Raw genomic sequence first — 19,773 nt, 5'->3', positions numbered from 1 at the left:
CTGCTTTTGTCCTCCGTGCTCTTCACGCCTGCTGGGCTTGGTCATCGTCGTTGTTGAACCAATGGGCACGCGCCTGCATGATCAATGCTGTGGCGGCCTCGGGCTCCAGACCGCTGATTTCCACCAGCTCATCGGTGGCCAGGTCGGCCAGATCGTCGCGGTTGAGGATCTGGTTCTCGGCCAGCTTGGCCAGCAACTCGCTGTCCAGGCCGGGCAGTTCGCGCAGATCCTGCGCCACCTGCGAGACGCTTTGCTCACGCGCGATTTCCTGCGTCAGCAGCGCATCCTTGGCGCGCGCACGCAGCTCGTTGACGGTGTCCTCGTCGAAGTCTTCAATCTCCAGCATTTCCTGCAGCGGCACGTAAGCCACTTCTTCCAGCGTGGTGAAGCCTTCGGCAATCAGTGTGTCGGCGATGTCCTGGTCCACGTCGAGCTTGCTCATGAACAGCGCTCGGATCTGGCTGTCCTCGTTGGCCTGTTTCTCGGCCGACTCGTTCGGATCCATGATGTTGATCTTCCAGCCCGTCAGGTCCGAGGCCAGGCGCACGTTCTGCCCGCCACGGCCGATGGCGTTGGCCAGGTTTTCCTCGTCCACCACCACATCCATGGCGTGGGTTTCCTCGTCCACGTAGATGGACTGCACCTGCGCGGGCGAAAGCGCGCCGATGACGAACTCGGCCGGATCCTCGGACCAGAGCACCACGTCGATCTTCTCGCCGGCCAGCTCATTGGTCACGGCATTGACGCGGCTGGCGCGCATGCCCACCGTGGTGCCGATGGGGTCGACGCGCGGATGATCGTGCGAGACCACGGCGATCTTGGCGCGCGAGCCCGCATCGCGCGCGCAGGACTTGATCTCCACCACGCCCTGGCCGATCTCCGGCACTTCATTGCGAAACAACTCAACCATGAACTCAGGCGCCGAGCGTGAGAGCTGGATGGCCGGGCCGCGCAGCTCGGGGTTGACCTCCATGATCATGGCGCGCACGCGGTCGCCGCTGCGCAGGTTCTCTTTGGGGATCATCTGCGAGCGGCGCAGCCGCGCCTCGATGCGACCGCTCTCGACGATGGCGTCGCCGCTCTTGTCGATGCGCTTGATCGTGCCGGAGAAAATCTTCTGCCCGTGCGAGAGGAATTCGTTGAGCAGCATCTCGCGCTCGGCCTCGCGGATTTTCTGCAGGATGACCTGCTTGGCCGCCATGGCGCCAATGCGCCCGATGGGGATGGACTCGATCTGCTCCTCGATATAGTCGCCCACTTGCAGCTGCGGGTCGCGCTCTTGCGCATCCATCAACAGCTCCTCGGCCTCCGGGTTCTGCAGGCCGGCCTCGTCGGGCACGACCAGCCAGCGACGCATGGTTTCATAGTCGCCGCTGTCGCGGTCGATGGCCACGCGGATCTCCACCTCATCCTTGTAGAGCTTCTTGGTGGCCTGCGCCAGCGCCAGCTCGATGGCGCCAAACACCACGTCACGCTCGACGTTCTTCTCCAGCGAGATCGCATCGACCAGCATCAACAATTCGCGATTCATAAAAACTCCCGCAAGCGCTCGGCCCGCTTCATCAACCCCTGTTGTTCTCTCAATCCCTAAAGCCGCAGCCCTGCAGACTGCAGCCATTGCCTGCGCGGCAGCAACCACGCACTGTGCGCATCAACTCGTCAACGCCCCCGGGCGCCTGGCCCCTTGAAGCTCACAATGGGCGCCAACCGCACCTCCTTGACCTCATCGAGCGTGAAGCCCAGCGCCTGCGCCGGCGGCGGCACATATTTCTTGCTGACCTTCTGGCCCGGCTTGCGCTCGGGCTCATCGGTCCAGACCACCTGCCACTGGCCAGGCTCCTGGCCGGCCTGCAACTGGCCGCGAAAACGCTTGCGATTGGCGCTGACCTGGCCCTGCGCCGCCGCACCAATGGGCTGCTTGAGCACCACGTCCACCACCTCGCCAGAAAAGCGGCGCAAGTCCTGCTCATGGCGCAGCAGGCGATCGATGCCGGGCGAGGAAACCTCCAGCCGGGCATAGTCCACACCCTCGACCTCCAGCGCGAACTGCAGCTGGCGCGTCACCACCTCGCAGTCCTCGACCGTAATGGCCGCTGGCGCGCCCTGCCCGAGCGCATCAGACGCATCGGGCGCATCAGGCTCCGCCTGGGCTGGCTCCTGCCAAGGCACATCGATGGTCACGCGCAGCAAGCCGCCGGCGGAGCGTTCCACCTCCACCAAATCAAATCCCAGACCGGCAACGGTCTGCTCCACCACTTGCTGCAATGCCAAGCCCTGCCCCTTTCATTGGCCCTGCGCGCGGTGGCCCGCGCGCAGCCGCCCGTCTCCAAAAAAACAAAAACCCGCAGGCGGCGAAACCCCGGGTCGTGCATGCCTTCTTCACCACATCGAAGAAGGCGCCAAAACCAGCCACACCGTCGGCCGCACAGGCCCTGCCTGCAGCGCGACACTCCGCCAGCGCATCCCGCAAGGCCGGGCCTGCTTGCCTGGCCCAGGGCCGGCAACAAACCACGCGCAGCTTGCAAGCCCCAAAAAGAGGCCCAGAAGCCAGAACGCAGAAACAAAAAAGGGCGGTCTTGATGTCCGCCCAATCCAACGCAAGCCTCTGATCGAATGCAAAACGGCGCAGATTATAGCCGCACTCGGCGCGCCAGGAAAGCCTATGGGCGCCTGTCAGTCGCTGGGCCGTCGCGAGCCCGCCCAATGAGGCGCCGACCGACGCCTCAACGCCGTGCGGCATCAGCGCAGTTCCAGCCCATTACGCCCTTGCCCAATGCTGTCCACGCTCAAGCCCATCGTCCCCAAGGCCGCTTTGGCCTCACTCACGAGGGCCTCCATGGCCTGGTGGTTCTTGTGTTGCTGTGCCTCCATATACATGGCCATTTGCAAGCTGCCCATCCAGTACAGCACTTCGGCCATTTCCTGCTTATCGGCATGGCTGGCAGTGGCCAGGTCACCATGGCCCATGGCCGCTTGCAACTGCTGCACCAGGCCATGCCCTTTGATTTGGGAAAGGTCCGCCTGCTGGGCAATGCCGTAATTGACGAGCACCCAATACGCCATCGCCACGGCCACACTATCGGGGTGGTAACCATCGGATTTGAGCGCTTGCCGCACTTGCCCGATCAAGTTGGCATTGGCCAATTGGCTCAGGGCTTTTTCAGCCTGGGGCGTGAGCTGATTTTTCGATTGCAGCTTTTTGCGCAGGGTTTGCACCATTTGATCGCTGATCTTCTGGCTCAGGCGGCTCGAGTGGGTGTAGCGGTCTGCATCCGTCGCCTTTTGCTTGCCGCCTGTACTGCTTTTTGACTTGGCTTTGTCGTAGGTCTTGCGATATTTTTTCTGTTGATTTCTCAACATATCACGTCTCACCGAGTCGTCAATATGCCAAGTATAGAAATAATTGTCTGCCATATACCCATAATCAAACGCCTTGACAGCCGGCATGGGCAGCGCAACAAGAAAAATCAGAGCCATCAGCGGCTGGAAAAATGAAATTTTTTTGCCTAAATTCATCACTCACTCCTTTCAAGAATATTTACGCCTCGCCCCTTTGCATTCTTGGTGTGCATCAAATCATTCTTGGGGGATTTTCGTTGGGATTTTTGGGGCCATCGGCTGCCGATATTTTAGAGAACAAATAGCAAAAAAGAAGCCGCCCGAAGGCGGCTATCTTAGAGAGATTTCGATTTTTCGGAAATTGACTGCAATGGATGGTGCCCGGAGCGGGAATCGAACCCGCACGCCCGAAAGCTCCGGATTTTAAGTCCGGTATGTCTACCAATTCCATCATCCGGGCTTACTGCCGTTGACTCGGCTGCAGCGCAAGGCAAAAGCCTGCGCCGCTGGGCGCGCGATTCTACTGCAGGGCGGGCGGCGCACTGGCCAGCGACAGCACCCAGCCTCAAGGCCTGCCGCCATAGACCCGCGCAATCGTTTCGGCCACGCACACGGGCTTGTCCTGGCCCTGGCGCTCGATTTCCACATGCCAGCCAATCTGCAGGCCCTGCTGCTCCAGCGGCTGTGCCTCCAGCAGCGTGATGCGCGCGCGCAGCTGGCTGCCCACCGGCACCGGCGAGGTAAAGCGCACCTTGTTCAGGCCGTAGTTCACGCCCATGGCCACGCCCTCAATGCGCACGGCCTGGCTCATCATCTTGGGCAAAAGCGACAGGGTCAGGAAGCCGTGCGCGATGGTCGTGCCAAACGGGCCTTTGGCTGCGCGCTCGGCATCGACGTGGATCCACTGGTGGTCGCCCGTGGCCTGGGCAAACAGATTGACCTGCTCCTGCGTGATGGTCTGCCAATCGCTCACTGCCACCTGCTGGCCTTTGCACGCCGCCAGCTCTGCGTAACTGGAAAAGACTCTCATGCCGCGCACCATAGCGCAGGCCGCAGCCCCGGCCGGCCTGCCGCTGTCCATGCCGTGACAGCGCCGAGGTTCTGCGCAGACTTTTAAAATCGACGCCGGCGCGCGCTTCAGGTGCATGCAGGTCTTCACTGGCATCGCCCATGGCGACCGCATGACCATGGGGCACCCCCATGGATGCAGACACACTTGGAAATCGCAGCGGCTGTGCCCCACATACCCCAGGGTATGCACCGCACAGCCAGGACACGACGGGCTGAAGCCGCGCGCCCCCTCTTGCATTTCACAGCCAGCGCGCGCTGCGCATGGCATTTGCACTGCCACACCCCATGGGCCTGAATCCGCATGACGATGTTGCCCTGCGCGCCTTTGCCCAGCATCTGGCGCGGGCACTGCTTGCGGGCCCATGGACGCCCATGGCCATGCGGGCCCGTTTGCGGCGGGCGCTGGGCCTGGCGCGGGGCGGCGCCTCGCCCGATTGGCTGCGCCAGCTGGTGCGCCAGTTGCATGCCCAGCCCCCATTCGCCCTGCCGGCGCAGCCGCAGCGTCGCAAGGCTGCAGGTGCAGCGACTGGCCCAGTGCCGGGCAGCGCCCATCTACAGGCCGTGGCCGATGCAGTGGCCCAGTGCCCGGCATTGCAGCAGGCCTGGAGCGCTACTCCCGCACATGCGCCATGGCGTATCAAGGGCTTTTTCCTACCCCCGCCACCGCCCAAGCCAGCGGCCATTGCCAAGCTGCAGCCCTTTGTGCGGGAACTGCCGCCCCTGGCCCAAGTGGGCGACATCGCCGCCTGGCTGGAGCTTGAGCCAGGGCAGCTCGACTGGCTGGCCAACTGCCAGGATCGCCCCACCCCAAGCCCCAAGCTGGCGCACTACCGCGCCCACTGGCTGCCCAAAGGGCAAGGCGGCCTGCCGCGACTGATCGAGGCGCCCAAGGCGCGGCTCAAGCAAATTCAGCGGCGCATTCTGCAAGAGCTGCTCGCCCCCATCCCGCTGCACAACGCTGCCCACGGCGGCGTGCGCGGGCGATCGGCCCTCAGCCACGCGCAGGCCCATGCAGGCATGCCCGTGCTGCTGAAATTCGACTTGCGAGATTTCTTCCCCAGCATCCGCGCCGCACGCATCCACGCCATCTTTGCCTGTCTGGGCCACACCCCGGCCGTGTGCCGTGTGTTGACGGCCTTGGTGACCACACGCACGGCCCATGGCGTTTTGCGCACGGCACCTTTGACTGCGCCGCCGCAAAGCGCCCCATGCGGCGCAGGCACCGGCCCCAGCCTGGCCGTGCAGCAAGCCCAGTTGCGCCAGCTCTATGGCCAACGCCATCTGCCGCAGGGCGCGCCCAGCTCCACGCTGCTGGCCAACCTGGCCACGGCGCGGCTGGACATGCGCCTGGCCGCCGCTGCGGCAGCGCTGCAGGGGCGCTACACCCGCTACGTGGACGACCTGGCCATTTCCCTGCCGCAATTGCCCCGCGCGCAACTGCTTCGCATGCAGCGCCTGGTGCGCCGCATCGTCCATGAAGAAGGCTTTGTGCTGAACGAGGCCAAATGCGGGCTGTACACGGCCAGCCAGGCGCATTACCTCACGGGCATTTGCATCAACGCACACCCCAATCTGCCGCGCGCGGCCTACGACCAGCTCAAGGCCATACTGCACCAGTGCGTGCTGCACGGCCCCAGCAGCCAGAACCGCGACGGACACCGCGATTTCCGCGCCCATCTGCAAGGCCGCATTGCCTGGTGCCGCAGCCTCAATCCGGCCCGCGCGGCCAAGCTGCAGCGGCTGTTCGAGCGCATCGACTGGCAGGATTGAGCCAGCGGCCAGAGGCCTTGCAGCGCCAGCTCCTCACAGCCACAGCGCTGCCAGGTTCACACCCAGCCCCCATCAAGCCCGCCGCCAGGTCGATTCGCCGCTACCATCGGCGCCCAATCCACCATCGACACTGAATTTGCACATGGAGAGCCTGCCTCGTGATCGAAGCCATTGCCCCCGCTGAGTTTGCCGCCTGGGCGGCGCGTCAGGACTATGCCCAGCCGCCGTTGTTGATCGACGTGCGCGAGCCCTGGGAGTGGGCGCTGGCACACTTGCCTGCACAGCCGGGTTGCGAGTTGCTGCATCTGCCGCTGGGCAACCTGCCTTCGGAGCTGGCGCGGCTGGACCCCGACCGCCCCACGGCGCTGATGTGCCACCACGGCATGCGCAGCCTGAATGCGGCGATGTTTTTGCAGGCCAATGGCTTCGAGCGGCTGGGCAATGTGGTCGGCGGCATCGACGCCTGGGCGCATTTCGACGCGCAGGTGCCGCGCTATTGAAAGGTGCGCGCCAGGGCGCGCGAACTTCACAGCACGCGCTGCACGCTGTCGGGTTTGAAGCCGAAGTCGCCCTTCTTGCCCTTTTGCGCGCGCTTGCCCAGCGCGTTGTTCAGGCTGCGGATTTCCAGGGTTTCCTCGCGCGGCTTGCCGCCGCGGCCCAGGCCGGCGATGCGCACGCTGCGCGTGTAGGCGGCTGCGCCGGCCAGGCTGTCCTTGGGCTCCAGATCGAGCAGCAGCACGCCGCGCCCGCCGTTGGCCAGGGCTTTGACCTCCGTCAAGGCAAAACCCAGGATGCGCCCGGCGGCGGAGACCGCGCAGACGTGGCTGGCTGGCGGCAGCGGCTGCGATTGATTGCCGCCGTCGATGAGTGACGGGGCGCAGGGGCGCTCGCCCTCGCCCACACTGATGAAGGCCTTGCCCGCCTTGTGGCGCGAAACCATGTGGCCGACCTGCGCGATAAAGCCATAGCCGCCCGAGCTGCTCAAGAGCAGGCGCGCCTGCGGCGGCCCGGCAAAGTAGTGCAGCAAATCGGTGCCTTTTTCCAGCTCGATCAGGGTGGTCAGCGGCTGGCCATCGCCGCGCGCGCCGGGCAGGCTGGCCACCGGCACGGAATAAACGCGGCCATTGCTGCCCAGCGCCAGCATCACGTCCACCGTGCGGCATTCGAAGGTGCCGTACAGGCCATCGCCGGCCTTGAAGTTGAAGCCCTGCGGATCGTGGCCATGGCCGCTGCGCGCGCGCACCCAGCCCTTGTTCGAGACCACGACCGTGACCGGCTCGTCGAGCACCTTGACTTCGGCCACGGCGCGCTTTTCCTCCTGGATCAGCGTGCGGCGCGCATCGGCGAACTCCTTGGCGTCGGCCTCGATCTCGCGCGCCATCAGGCGCTTGAGGCTGCCGGGGTTGGCCAGGATGTCTTCGAGCTTGTCCTGCTCGGCGCGCAGCTCCTTGAGCTCTTGCTCAATCTTGATGGCTTCCAGCCGGGCAAGCTGGCGCAGGCGGATTTCCAGGATGTCCTCGGCCTGGCGCTCGCTGAGCGCAAAGCGCGCCATCAGCGCGGCCTTGGGCTCATCGCTGGCGCGGATGATGGCGATCACCTCGTCGATGTTCAGCAAGATCAGCTGCCGCCCTTCGAGGATGTGGATGCGCTCGAGCACCTTGCCCAGGCGGTGCTGGCTGCGGCGCGTGATGGTCTGCTGGCGGAACTCGATCCATTCGAGCAGCACCTGGCGCAGCGATTTCTGCACCGGCCGCCCGTCGATGCCCACCATGGTCAGGTTGATGCTGCACGAGTTCTCCAGGCTGGTGTGCGCCAGCAGCGTGGCCATGAGCTCCTGCGCGTCGATGCGGCTGGACTTGGGCTCGATCACCAGGCGCACCGGCGCATCCTTGTTGGATTCGTCGCGCACGCCATCGAGCACCGCCTGCACCGTGGCCTTGAGCTGGGTCTGCTCCTGTGTGAGGGATTTTTTGCCAGCCTTGACCTTGGGATTCATCAGCTCCTCGATCTCTTCGAGGACCTTGCGCGCGCTGACGCTCGGCGGCAGCTCGGTGACCACCATCTGCCACTGGCCACGCGCCAGCTCTTCCATCACCCAGCGCGCGCGCACCTTGATCGAGCCGCGCCCGCTCTGGTAGGCCGCGGCGATGTCGGCTGCGGCGCTGATGATTTGCCCGCCGCCGGGAAAATCCGGCCCGGGCAGCAGCGCAAACAGCTCCTCATCGGCCAGCTGTGGCGACTTCAGCAGCGCAATGGCCGCATCGGCCACCTCGCGCAGGTTGTGGCTGGGGATCTCGCAGGCCATGCCCACGGCAATGCCGCTGGCGCCGTTGAGCAGCGTGAATGGCAGCCGCGCCGGCAGCTGGCGCGGCTCCTCGAAGGCGCCGTCGTAGTTGGGCACGAACTCCACCGTACCCTGGTCGATCTCCTGCAGCAGCAGGCGCGTGATCTTGGCCAGGCGCGCCTCGGTGTAGCGCATCGCCGCCGCGCCATCCCCATCGCGGCTGCCAAAGTTGCCCTGGCCGTCGATCAGCGGATAGCGCTGCGAGAAGTCCTGCGCCATGCGCACCAGCGCATCGTAGGCGGCGCTGTCGCCATGCGGGTGGTACTTGCCCAGCACATCACCGACCACGCGCGCACTCTTGACCGGCTTGGCCGGCGCATTGCCGCTGTAGCCCAGGCCCATCTGCGCCATGGTGTAGAGGATGCGCCGCTGCACGGGCTTTTGCCCATCGACCACGTCGGGCAGCGCCCGGCCCTTGACGACCGAGAGCGCATATTCCAGATAGGCGCGCTGCGCATAGGCCGCCAGCGATGAACCATCGTCTCCAGCTGCCAGCGCGGCCACTGGCAGCGGTGGCGGCACGGGCGGCTCTCCAGCCTGCGGCGCGTCGCCGCGCTCGGGGTCATGAATCAAATCTTGTGGCATGAAACAACAGAAAAAACTTGGCAGCATGCGCCTTCACCGGCCATGCGCCCCCTCAGGATGCCGCGCGATTGTAGGGCCAGGGACTGGGCCGGCGCTTGCGCCGCGCAGCGCCGCAACACGTGTTCTCCTGTGCTATAAATTTGCTTATAGCAATTGCTATAAATCAAATTCCATCACATCTGTGCCAGGGCCTGTTCAAGCCAGAGATTTGAACTGCCGCACCGCCCCCCTTACCACCATGGACCTGAAGATCACCCGAGCCGTCAACTGGAACCAGCTTGAAGACCCCATGGACCTGGCCATGTGGAACCGCGTTACCGGCAACTTCTGGTTGCCGGAGAAGGTGCCGCTGTCCAACGATCTGCCGTCCTGGCGCACGCTCACCGAGCAGGAGCAGCGCACCACCATGCACGTCTTCACCGGCCTGACCATGCTCGACACCGTTCAGGCCGCCGTGGGCGCGCCGCGCATGATTGCCGATGCGCAAACCCAGCACGAGGAGGCCGTGTTCGCCAATTTCACCTTCATGGAGGCGGTGCATGCGCGCAGCTACAGCTCGATCTTCTCGACCCTGTGCAGCACGCAGGAGATCGACGCCGCCTTCCGCTGGAGCGAGGAGAACCCCTGGCTGCAGGAAAAGGCTGCCATCATCGCGCGCGCCTACCGGGGCGACGACCCGCTCAAGGTCAAGATCCTGTCCGTGCTGATGGAGTCGTATCTGTTCTACAGCGGCTTCTTCTGCCCCTTCTACTGGGCCAGCAAGGCCAAGCTGACCAACACGGCCGACCTGATTCGGCTGATCCTGCGCGACGAGGTCTGCCACGGGTACTACATCGGCTACAAATTCCAGCAGCAGTACCAGCGCCAGCCATTGCCCCGGCAGGAACAGCTGCAGCGTTTCACTTACGACACGCTGCAAACGCTGATGGCCAACGAGTACCGCTACGCGGCCGACCTGTACGACCGCCTGGGCTGGACTGAGGACGTCAAGCACTACATGCACTACAACGCCAACAAGGCGCTGATGAACCTGGGCTTCGAAGCGCTCTACCCCCAAGAGCGCTGCCAGGTGCCCGCCGCCATCCTCGCCGCACTCGACCCCGGCGCCAATGAAAACCACGACTTTTTCTCCGGCTCAGGCTCGTCTTACGTCATCGGCAAGACCGAGGTGACGGCCGACGAGGACTGGGCGTTTTGACAGGCCCTCAGCCCAGGCCCAGGCGCTGAAACCAACCGCCAGGCATGCGCGCCACGGCCCGGGCCAGCTCCAGCTCCAGCAGCAACACCTGCAGTTGCGCCGTAGGCAGGCCGGTGCGCGCCTCCAGCTGCTCCAGGCTGACTGGGTCAAAGCCCATGGCTTCAAGCAGCGCCTGTTGTGGCCCCAGCGGCCCCAACGGCTTCGGCGGCGCGGGCGGTGCTGGCGCCGGGGCAGGCGCATGCCCTTGCTGCGATACAAGCTCATCCAACGTTTCGCCATCCTGGCCTTCGCCACCGTCACCGCGCACCACACCAGGCGCGGCCAGTGCCTGGACGTCGGGCGCAGCAGCGGGGCCGGCCAGCTCCTCCAGCACATCGGCCACGCAGTCCACCAGCTTGGCGCCCTGCTTGATCAGGCCATGGCAGCCGCGCGATTGGGGCGAGTGGATGGAGCCGGGGATGGCCAGCACGTCCCGCCCCTGCTCGGCTGCCAGCCGGGCGGAGATGAGCGAGCCGGATTTCTCCGCCGCCTCGACCACCAGCACGGCCTGACTCAGCCCGGTGATGATGCGGTTGCGGCGCGGGAAGTTGGTGGCCAGCGGCAGCATGCCCAGGGGCTGTTCGCTCAGCAGCAGGCCCTGCTGGGCGATGCGCCGGGCCAGCGCGCGATGCGCCGCCGGATAAATGCGATCGGCGCCCGTGCCCATCACGGCGATGGTGGCCAGCCGCGCCCCAGGCTCGGCATCCTGCTGGGCCAACAGGGCGCCTTCATGGGCTGCGGCGTCGATGCCGCGCGCCAGCCCGGAGACGATGCACACGCCCAGCTCCTGCAGCTGCTGGGCAAACTGGCGCGCGTTCTGCGCGCCCTGCGCCGTGGGCTGGCGGCTGCCCACCACCGCCAGCATGGGCCCGCAACGCTGCCACCAAGGCATGGGCGCCTGGGCATCCAGCCAGGCGCGCGGGCCCACGGCATACAGCAACAGCGGCGGGTCGTCGAGCTGGCGCAGCGCCCAGGGGTAGCGCGGGTCGTCCAGCGTCCAGACCGCGTGGGCCAGACCCAGATCGGCATCGGCCTGGCTCAGCCATTGCTGCAGCCGCGCCAGCGCCGCCTGCAGCGCGGCCTCATCGGGCTGCAACAGACGCTGCGCCAGCGCCGCCGAGCCCAGCACCTGCTGCAACAGCGGCAACGGTTGTTGCAGCACGGCTTGCGGCGTGCCGAACTGGGCCAGCAGCCGCGCGGCGCGCAGCGGCCCAATGCCCTCGCACAGGCTCAGCTGCAGCCAGGGCAGCAGCCTGGCCTCATCCATTGCCCTTCCCTCTTGCATGCTCTGCGCCTTTCACCTTGTTCATTCAAGCTGCGGCAACAGTCCGCTTTGCGGCCTGCGGGCCACGTCGCGCAAAAACTGCCAGACGGCCTGCACCCGCGCCAGATGGCGGATTTCGGCTGGCATCGACATCCAGAACGTGCGCTGAAACTGCGCCTGCTGCGGCAGCAACTGCACCAGCGCCGGATCCCTGTCGCCAATGAAGGCCGGCAAAATGGCCAGGCCAGCGCCAGCGCGCACCGCCTGGTACTGCGCCAGCACGCTGGTGCTGCGCAGGCCGAAGTGCTGCGGCTGGAAAAAGCTCTCCAGAAACTGCAGCTGCTTGGAAAACAGCAAATCGTCCACGTAGGAGATGAAGGTGTGCTCGGCCAAATCGTCCATGGACGTGATCGGCGCATGCTGCGCCAGGTAATCGCGCGCGCCATACAGCCGCAGCACATAGTCGCTGAGCTTGGTAACCACCACCGAGCCGCGCGTGGGCCGCTCCAGCGAGATCACGATGTCTGCCTCGCGGCGCGAGAGATGCACCAGCCGCGGCAGCGCCAGCAAGTCGATCACCAGGCTGGGGTGCTGGCGCGCCAGCTCGGCCAGCGGCGCGGCCAGCACCTGGGTGCCCAGCCCTTCGGGCACGCCCACGCGCACCAGGCCGGACAGGCCTTCCTGCGTGACCAGCGAGCTGCTCTCGATCGACAGGAACGCCGCCTCCATGGCCTCGGCCTGCGGCAGCAGGTGGCGCCCGGCCTCGGTCAGGCGGTGGCCCGAGGCCTCGCGGGCGAACAAGGGCACGCCCATTTGCTTTTCCAGTGCCTGGATGCGGCGGCTGACCGTGGTGTGATCGACCTGCACCGTGCGCGCCGCATTGACCAGCGTGCCGGTGCGCGCCAGCGCCAAAAAAAATCGCAGATTGTCCCAGTCCATTGCCCTTGCCCCTTGCCGCCCTGCTGGCTCATGCGCCGGGGCTGCGCCCTTGCGCGGCGCGCCAGCGCAGCAGCTCGGCCTTTTCCAGCAGCAGCACGTCGCCGCCGTCCTCAGGCTCGCTCAGCCACAGTGCCTGCAGTGTGCCAAAGGCCTGCTCGAAGTGGGAGCGCTCGTGGCCGATCTCCAGCACCAGCGCCGCGCCATCGTTCATGTGCTCGGGCAAGGCCTGCAGCATGGGGCGGATGAAGTCCATGCCGTCCTCGCCGCCGGCCAGCGCCAGCGTCGGCTCAGCCCGGTATTCGCCCGGCAGGGCAGCCATGCTGCGGCTGTTGACGTAGGGCGGATTGCACAGCACCAGGTCGTAGCGCGGCTGGGCCGGCTGCAACGCCTGCAGGCCGTCGGATTCGATCAAACGGATGCGCGTCTGCAAGCCGTGGCGCTCGCAGTTGATGGCAGCCACGGCCAGCGCGTCGGCGCTGATATCGACGGCATCGACCTGCGCCTGCGGCCAGGCCAATGCGGCCAGCACAGCCAGACTGCCGTTGCCGGTGCACAGATCGAGCACCTGGCCGCCCTGCTCGGGCAGCCAGGCGTCGAGCCGGCCTTCGAGCAAGGGCGCAGCAATCAGACTGCGCGGCACGATGCTGCGTTCATCGACGTAGAACGGCACGCCGTGCAGCCAGGCTTCGCGGGTGAGGTAAGCGGCGGGCTTGCGCTCGCTGATGCGGCGCTGCAGCAGGGCCTGCAAGGCCTGGGCCTGGGCGCTGTCCAGCGTCTGCGGGGCCAGACTGGCCAGGTCAGTGTCCAGCGCCAGGCCCAGGCTCCAGAGCGTGAGCCAAGCCGCCTCGTCCCAGGCGTTGTCGGTGCCGTGGCCAAAGGCCACGCCGCTGCGTTCGAGCTGCGCGGCAGCCTGTGCAATGGCCGCCTCAATCGCCATGCCGGCGCGGATGCCGTCGTTCATTGCACTGCTCATGCCGCCGCCTGGGTGTTTGCACCGGCGCCGCCCGCATGCTGGGCATGCAGCAGCTCCAGCAATTGTGCGTAGATGCGCGTGAGAGTGTCCAGATCAGCCAGGGCAATGTGCTCATCGACCTTGTGGATGCTGGCGTTGGGCGGGCCCAGCTCGATGACCTGCGGGCACAGGGTCGCGATGAAGCGGCCATCGCTGGTGCCGCCGCTGGTGGACAGCTCGGGGCTGAGCCCTGTGACTTGGCCCACGGCCTGTTGCACCAGCTGCACCAGCGTGCCGCTGGGGGTGAGAAAGGGCTGGCCACCCAAGGTCCAGTGCAGCGTGTAATCCAGGCCGTGCCGATCGAGCACCGCATGCACGCGTTGGCGCAGCTGGGCATCGCTGGATTCGGTGCTGAAGCGGAAATTGAAATCCACCACCAGCTCGCCCGGGATGACATTGCCCGCGCCAGTGCCGGCGTGGATGTTGCTGATTTGCCAGCTGGTGGGCGGGAAGAACTCATTGCCCGCATCCCACTCGGTGGCTGCCAGCTCGGCCAGCGCTGGCAAGGCCTGGTGGATGGGGTTGCGCGCCAGGTGCGGGTAGGCGATGTGGCCCTGCACGCCATGCACGTGCAGGCGGCCGCTCAGGCTGCCGCGGCGGCCGCTCTTGATCATGTCGCCAGTGCGCTTTTCCGCCGTGGGCTCGCCCACAATGCAGTAATCAAGGCGCTCGCCGCGCGCGCGCAGGGTTTCGATCACGTGGGTCGTGCCGTGCACGGCCGGCCCCTCCTCATCGCTGGTCAATAGCAAGGCCAGGCGCAACGCCTGCTGGGGCTGCTGCTGAATCACTGATTCGAGCGCGGCCACAAAGGCGGCGATCGAGCCTTTCATGTCGCTGGCGCCGCGCCCATAGAGCCGGCCCTCGCGTTCAGTGGGCGTGAAGGGCGGACTGCTCCAGTGCGACTCGGCGCCACTGGGCACCACGTCTGTATGGCCGGCAAACACCAGCGTCGGCGCATCCGGCTGCGCCGCCGCGCGCGTGGCCCAGAGGTTGCTCACGCGGGCCTCGACCGGGCCGGCCGGCAGCCACTCCAGCTCGAAACCCAGGGCCTGCAGACGCTGGGCCAGCAAGGCCTGGCAACCGGCATCGTCGGGCGTGACGGAAGGTTTGGCGATCAGTTCTTTGAGCAAGGCCAAGGCATTGGCTTGCAGTGGGGAAGCGGGCTCGGTCATGGCGCGGGCTCAGGCAAATCGGGGGCAGAACAAGGCGCCCGGCCACGCGCTGTCAACAGCGCAGCTTGGGGCATGGGGCGCAGCAATGCGCATGCCGTGCGGCACATGGCAGTGGCCGGACACGCGCGGCGGCGATGGTAGCCGATTGCCCACCTGGCGCGAACGAGCGCGGCGCTCGAAAGCCATCAGGCGGCCTGGTACAAGACCGCCTCGATGGGCTTGCGCCAAGAAGCAGGCAGGCGCTTGGCATGGCCGATGCGCAGCAGGATTTGCGGCTGGGCCTGCACCCAGGGCTCGGCCGCCAGGCGCTGGCGCAGCGCCGGCACTTCGCAGGGCGGGTTGAGGTAGGAGTGCGCGATGCCCGCGCTGGTCAGGCGCAGCAGCAATCGCTGCAGGCTGCGGCCGGCGGCCACCCAGGCGGGGATGCTGTCCCCGTGGCTGGCAATCAGGATCAGGTGCGAGGCTGAGCGCAGGCGCTGGGCATCGCTGCGGTTTTGCCGCACGGGATCGAGCGCATGGCGCACGATGGGGCGGGAGATCCAGGCCGGCAGGCTGGGCGCGCCCAGCGCAGCATGGCTGATGCCATTGCGGGTGCTGCGCGCCTGGCCGGCGTTGAAGCGAATCCACTGCAGCAGCTCCTGCTTGAAGGCAGCATCGCGCATCTGGATGGCATTGCCTTGCTGCACGTAGTCGCTCAGCCGCTCGAAAGGCGCCGAGCCTAGCGGCCAAGCCTGCAGCGCAATGCCCGGCTCGGCACAGCCTTGCTCAAGGATGCCGTGCAGCAGCTCTTCGGGCACCGGCGTGCCGTCGTAGCGGGAGCGGTTGGTCTGGCGGGCGTCGATGGCGGCGGCCAGCGGGTCTGCACCCTGCGCGGGGTCTGGCGTCAGCGCGATGGTGATGACGCCTTGCGGGCTGATTGTCTGCGCCGTGCGCAAGCCCCTTGTGCTGGCGGCCAGGCAGAGGTTTTCTGCAGCACAGCCAAGGCTGATGAACAGCTCGCGATGTTCGGGATCGACCACCGGCAGCGCCTGGCGCAAGTCCGGGTGAATGCGGATCTGCTGCGCGCCGGGCTCGAACAGCCAGGGCTGGGTGTTGTGGCCCGAGGGCGCCTTGCAGGCCTGTTCGATCAGAAAGCGCTGCGTCTTATCGGTGGTGCCACCGGCATCCATGCTTTCCTCCGCCCCAGCGCAAACGCGCAGCAATCCACAAGGCAGCAGCGCGCGCAGAGTAGTGGCTCAGGCCTCTTCTTCGCGCACATCCAGTGCGAATTCGGTGAACGAAGGCTCGTCGCTTTCGGCTTCGGTCGATTGCACGCGCGCCTTGGCGGCGTTGGCGGCCATGGCGAAGTCGTTTTGCAGGCGCCACATGAGGTTGGTGGGCGAGTCGGCGTAGCTGAAGGCTTCCTTGCGGTCGATCAGCCCTTCAGAGACCATGAAGGCCAGCGATTCCTCGAAGGTTTGCGAGCCTTCGGACATGGATTGCTGCATGGCATCACGGATGCCGGAAAAGTCGCTGGCCTCGATCAGCTCCGACACCAGTTTGGTGTTGAGCAGCACTTCCACAGCCGGAATGCGCTGGCCATCGAGCCCGCGCAGCAGGCGCTGCGAGATCACTGCCTTGAGCGTGGCGGCCAGGTCGCCCAACATGGTCGGGCGCACTTCCACAGGGTAAAAGCTCAGAATGCGGTTGAGTGCGTGGTAGCTGTTGTTGGCGTGCAGGGTGGAGATGCACAGGTGGCCCGATTGGGCATAGGCCATGGCCGCAGACATGGTTTCTCGGTCGCGGATCTCGCCGATCTGGATCACGTCCGGCGCCTGACGCAGCGCGTTTTTCAGGCCGATCTGCAAAGACTCCGTGTCGGTGCCGACCTCACGCTGGTTGACGACGCTGCGGCGGTTGCTGAACTCGTATTCGATCGGGTCTTCGATGGTCAGGATGTGGTTGGCCACCAGCTTGTTGCGCAAGTCCATCATGGCCGCAATGGTGGTGCTCTTGCCCGAGCCCGTGGCCCCCACCAGCAGAATCAGGCCGCGCTTTTCCATGGCCAGCTCCTCCATGACGGGCGGCAGGCGCAGCGTGGCCAGCTCGGGGATGTCGCGCGGGATGTAGCGAATCACCACCGCGTAGCTGCCGCGCTGGCGCATGGCGCTGATACGAAAGCGCCCCACCCCTTCCAGCGGCACGGCCATGTTCAACTCGCCGCAGCGCTTGAGCTCGTCGATGCGCTCTTTGGGGACAACCTCCGCCAGCAGCTTGAGTGTGGCCTCGGGCGCCAGCACCTGGTTATTGACGGGAATGGTTTCGCCGCGAATCTTGATCATCACCGGCGAGTGCGCAGAGAGGTAAATGTCGGAGGCTTTGTTCTCCGCCATCAGTCGCAATAAGCGCTCCATCGCTGCCATGGTTCATCCCTCCGTCGAAGTTGGCCGATTGCCTGAAGTTTTTGCAACAAAATACTCGAATAGGAAAATGAATGTACCACCTTTGGCCAGCTGCACCGTAGCACGCGCACGACAGCTGGCGCATTTGTCACTGTCACTGAATCTGGGCGCTGCTCAGCCGCCAGACATGCGCAGGCGGCACATTGGCCATCACCGTGTCGATGCGTTGCGCCTCAATACCCAGTCGCTCGAGCACTTTGCGACGCACTGGACAGTGCCAACCGTAGGTGAACAAATACAGGGCTTTGCCTGGTTGCAGCGCCGCAAATACGCTGCGCACGATGCGCAATTGCTGCGCTGGGCCCATATTCAGCAAGGGCAGGCCGCACACCGCGGCAGACAGTGGCGGCAAGTTGGCATGGCATTGCGGCCCAGGCCGCCCCAGGCGGCTGGCATCGTCAGTCACGACCAAAGCCTCGGGAAAGGCCTGCTGCAAGGCCTTGGCCAAGGCGGCGTCGCGCTCGACCAAAATCAAATCCCGTTGTGCCACCCCTCGCGCCAGCAATGCCCGGGTGAATACCCCCGTGCCCACGCCCAGTTCCAAAACCGGGCCCTTGCCTGGCTCCACATGGCGCGTGATGGCCCGCGCCAGCGCTGGGCTCGACGGCATCAGCGCACCCACGGCCTTGGGATTTTTGCGCCAAGCCAGGAAGAAATCCCGGTACTCGCGCACCTTGGCTTTCTGTGCGGTCAATGTCGTTTTAAGCCGCGTCTGCCTGCTGGCCACTCTCATGATGAACAATGGTTTTGATTGAAGCCTATTGCTGCTTTGCACTCTGGCCGGGCCTGTTAATGATCCCCATACAGGTGCCCTCGTGCCAATTCACAAGCCATCGGGCGCAACAGGGCAAAAACAACGCCAAGCCTCTTTACAAGATATGGCAGGCACTTATGCAGATGCATCAGTCCGCAAGGGCATGAACAGCAAACTGCGCATTATGCGCCCCCAGCACTGGGCCTACATCTTGGAAAGCAGCGGCGCAGCGTGCGTGCCAAACATTCTTCAAGCTGCTTTTTGCGCTTGGCAGGCCATGTCAAGCTCATCTTTGCGGCTTGTGCAAAATTATCCAGACACTTATGCGGTCTGCGCCAACCAGGCTTGGGCGACCGCATCGGCCAGCCGATCCAATGCCCCTCGATGACGCTGAGCAAATGTGCTGGCCGCAATCTGCATGGCCTGCCAGCGCGCCTGATCCTGACATACTGCCTGGGCCTGCTCTACCGCCTGCTGCATATCGGCCACTCGCAATGCCGCTTGCGCCGCTACCGCATCGTCTGCAGCCTGCGCAAAATTGAAGGTGTGCGGCCCCAGCACCACAGGACATCCACAGGCGGCCGCCTCGATCAAGTTCTGCCCCCCCAAGGGCTCGAACGAGCCACCCAGCAATGCCACATGGGCCAGGCTGTAATACAAGGCCATTTCGCCCATGGAGTCGCCCAGCCAAATGCAGGGCCGGGCATCGCCCGCGGCACTGCACCCGCCCCCTAAAGGGCCGGCCTCCCCCCAGGCACTGCGGCGCGAGACTGCGTAACCAGCCTGCCTCAGCAAGGCTTCGACCTCGTCAAAACGCTGGGGATGGCGCGGCACCACCAGCCACTGCAACGCTGGCGCCAGGGTGTCGCTGTCGCCAGTTGCCATATCCATATGGGCGCGCAATGCTGCCAGCCATTGGGCCTCTTCCCCATCGCGCGAGCTGGCCAGCACCGCAATGCGCTTGCCCATCTGGCTCTCGAACGCCTGGCGCCAGGCAAAGCCCTGCGCACACTGCGCCGCATCAGGTCGGGCGTCGAACTTGATGTTGCCGGTGACCGCCGTGACATGGGCGCCCACTGCACGCAGGCGCTGGGCATCGGCGTCAGTCTGCGCCAGCACTGCACTCAGGCCCTGATACGCCGGGCCCATCAGCCAACGCCCTTTTTGCACCGCCGCCTGCGACTTGGCGCTCAAGCGCGCATTGACCAGCCACAGCGGCACATCCATGGCCTGGCATTGCGCCACCATCGTCGGCCAGACCTCGGTTTCCATCAACAGGCCCATCGCTGGCCGATGCCAGCACAGAAAACGCCGCACCGCCCCCTTCGTATCCCACGGGTACCAACATTGCCTATCGCCGGGCTGCAGTAGCTTGGCACCTTCAGCCCGGCCCGTGGCCGTGCCATGGGTCAACAGCAGTGGCAAGCCGGGAATCCGCTCGCGCAAGGCCCCAATCAATTGGCCTGCCGCACGGGTTTCGCCCAAAGAGACAGCATGAATCCACAACGGCCGCGGCTCGTCCAGCATCAAGGATTGCTTCGCATAGTGACCGAACCGCTCAGATACAAACTGCCCATACAAAGGCTCAGCCCGCGCACGCCGCGCCAGCTTGCGGCGCAGTAAAGGCTGGGCCAGCCAGAGTACGGTGTTGTAAACAGCGTGCATGGGTCGCATAACAAATAGCATGGTTTTTTCAATTCCATGCACCAAAACCGAAAAAACGTTCTGTTTTGAACTTGTGAGAATATCATCTACCCACACCGCTCAAAAAGACCTCAAGAACTTAAAAATGATAAAAATGCCAGTCGAGAAACCCCCGACTGGCACTTCATAAATAAAAATCAA

The 19,773-nt window shown here is 65.2% G+C and carries 16 protein-coding genes and 1 tRNA gene; 3 read left to right on the top strand and 14 right to left on the bottom strand.

Translation table 11 applies throughout. The features are described from left to right. Positions 1 to 22: 22 nt before the first annotated feature. The 5 genes from nusA to CK620_RS01635 form a co-directional block, all read right to left on the bottom strand. Complete coding sequence (gene nusA, locus CK620_RS01655) at positions 23 to 1,531, bottom strand: transcription termination factor NusA (RefSeq protein ID WP_095548824.1); 1,509 nt, start codon at positions 1,529 to 1,531, stop codon at positions 23 to 25. A gap of 128 nt (positions 1,532 to 1,659) precedes the next feature. Continuing rightward, entirely contained in the window at positions 1,660 to 2,271 is a 612-nt protein-coding gene (gene rimP, locus CK620_RS01650; RefSeq protein ID WP_095548823.1) for a ribosome maturation factor RimP, read from the bottom strand. 468 nt (positions 2,272 to 2,739) lie between these two features. Further along, on the bottom strand, positions 2,740 to 3,516 hold the full coding sequence (locus tag CK620_RS01645; RefSeq protein ID WP_095548822.1) for a DUF6683 family protein: 777 nt from the start codon (positions 3,514 to 3,516) through the stop codon (positions 2,740 to 2,742). Positions 3,517 to 3,714: 198 nt separating this feature from the next. Continuing rightward, positions 3,715 to 3,799: transfer RNA gene (locus CK620_RS01640), tRNA-Leu, on the bottom strand. 105 nt (positions 3,800 to 3,904) lie between these two features. Further along, positions 3,905 to 4,369: a MaoC family dehydratase gene (locus CK620_RS01635; protein ID WP_095549094.1), complete on the bottom strand. Its 465-nt coding sequence runs from the start codon at positions 4,367 to 4,369 to the stop codon at positions 3,905 to 3,907. A 419-nt stretch (positions 4,370 to 4,788) separates the two neighbouring features. On the opposite strand from CK620_RS01635, the gene CK620_RS01630 reads away from it, so the two are divergent. Further along, positions 4,789 to 6,180, top strand: a complete 1,392-nt coding sequence (locus tag CK620_RS01630; protein WP_179290540.1) for a reverse transcriptase family protein — start codon at positions 4,789 to 4,791, stop codon at positions 6,178 to 6,180. 158 nt (positions 6,181 to 6,338) lie between these two features. Continuing rightward, positions 6,339 to 6,680: a rhodanese-like domain-containing protein gene (locus CK620_RS01625; protein WP_095548820.1), complete on the top strand. Its 342-nt coding sequence runs from the start codon at positions 6,339 to 6,341 to the stop codon at positions 6,678 to 6,680. 26 nt (positions 6,681 to 6,706) lie between these two features. On the opposite strand, the gene parC is transcribed toward CK620_RS01625, so the two are convergent. Further along, positions 6,707 to 9,109 (bottom strand): DNA topoisomerase IV subunit A, encoded by a 2,403-nt coding sequence (gene parC, locus CK620_RS01620; RefSeq protein WP_095548819.1) that lies wholly within the window; start codon positions 9,107 to 9,109, stop codon positions 6,707 to 6,709. Between the two features lie 238 nt (positions 9,110 to 9,347). On the opposite strand from parC, the gene nrdF reads away from it, so the two are divergent. Next, positions 9,348 to 10,307, top strand: coding sequence for a class 1b ribonucleoside-diphosphate reductase subunit beta (nrdF, locus tag CK620_RS01615; RefSeq protein WP_095548818.1), 960 nt, complete (start codon positions 9,348 to 9,350; stop codon positions 10,305 to 10,307). Between the two features lie 7 nt (positions 10,308 to 10,314). Here nrdF and dprA read toward each other — a convergent pair whose 3' ends face one another. The 8 genes from dprA to CK620_RS01575 form a co-directional block, all read right to left on the bottom strand. Beyond that, positions 10,315 to 11,613, bottom strand: a complete 1,299-nt coding sequence (dprA, locus tag CK620_RS01610; protein ID WP_095548817.1) for a DNA-processing protein DprA — start codon at positions 11,611 to 11,613, stop codon at positions 10,315 to 10,317. 39 nt (positions 11,614 to 11,652) lie between these two features. Further along, the gene (locus CK620_RS01605) at positions 11,653 to 12,549 is read right to left on the bottom strand and encodes a LysR family transcriptional regulator (protein WP_095548816.1); all 897 of its coding nucleotides are present in this window, start codon (positions 12,547 to 12,549) and stop codon (positions 11,653 to 11,655) included. Between the two features lie 28 nt (positions 12,550 to 12,577). Beyond that, positions 12,578 to 13,486 carry a 50S ribosomal protein L3 N(5)-glutamine methyltransferase gene (prmB, locus tag CK620_RS01600; RefSeq protein WP_095549093.1) on the bottom strand — a complete coding sequence of 303 codons (909 nt, stop codon included), beginning with the start codon at positions 13,484 to 13,486 and terminating at the stop codon, positions 12,578 to 12,580. 32 nt (positions 13,487 to 13,518) lie between these two features. Beyond that, positions 13,519 to 14,733 carry a succinyl-diaminopimelate desuccinylase gene (gene dapE / locus CK620_RS01595; protein ID WP_095548815.1) on the bottom strand — a complete coding sequence of 405 codons (1,215 nt, stop codon included), beginning with the start codon at positions 14,731 to 14,733 and terminating at the stop codon, positions 13,519 to 13,521. 185 nt (positions 14,734 to 14,918) lie between these two features. Then, complete coding sequence (locus CK620_RS01590; protein ID WP_095548814.1) at positions 14,919 to 15,902, bottom strand: Acg family FMN-binding oxidoreductase; 984 nt, start codon at positions 15,900 to 15,902, stop codon at positions 14,919 to 14,921. Positions 15,903 to 15,968: 66 nt separating this feature from the next. After that, on the bottom strand, positions 15,969 to 17,135 hold the full coding sequence (locus CK620_RS01585) for a PilT/PilU family type 4a pilus ATPase (RefSeq protein WP_095548813.1): 1,167 nt from the start codon (positions 17,133 to 17,135) through the stop codon (positions 15,969 to 15,971). A gap of 133 nt (positions 17,136 to 17,268) precedes the next feature. Then, positions 17,269 to 17,868 (bottom strand): class I SAM-dependent methyltransferase, encoded by a 600-nt coding sequence (locus tag CK620_RS01580; protein ID WP_095548812.1) that lies wholly within the window; start codon positions 17,866 to 17,868, stop codon positions 17,269 to 17,271. A gap of 381 nt (positions 17,869 to 18,249) precedes the next feature. Beyond that, positions 18,250 to 19,593 (bottom strand): 3-deoxy-D-manno-octulosonic acid transferase, encoded by a 1,344-nt coding sequence (locus CK620_RS01575; protein WP_338062595.1) that lies wholly within the window; start codon positions 19,591 to 19,593, stop codon positions 18,250 to 18,252. Positions 19,594 to 19,773 lie beyond the last annotated feature (180 nt).

Origin of the sequence: Vandammella animalimorsus (assembly GCF_002285285.1) — a bacterium.
Classification (GTDB): domain Bacteria; phylum Pseudomonadota; class Gammaproteobacteria; order Burkholderiales; family Burkholderiaceae_C; genus Lampropedia; species Lampropedia animalimorsus.
Note: the sequence above shows the minus strand (reverse complement) of the source record. Positions and strands in the feature narration are given on the sequence as shown.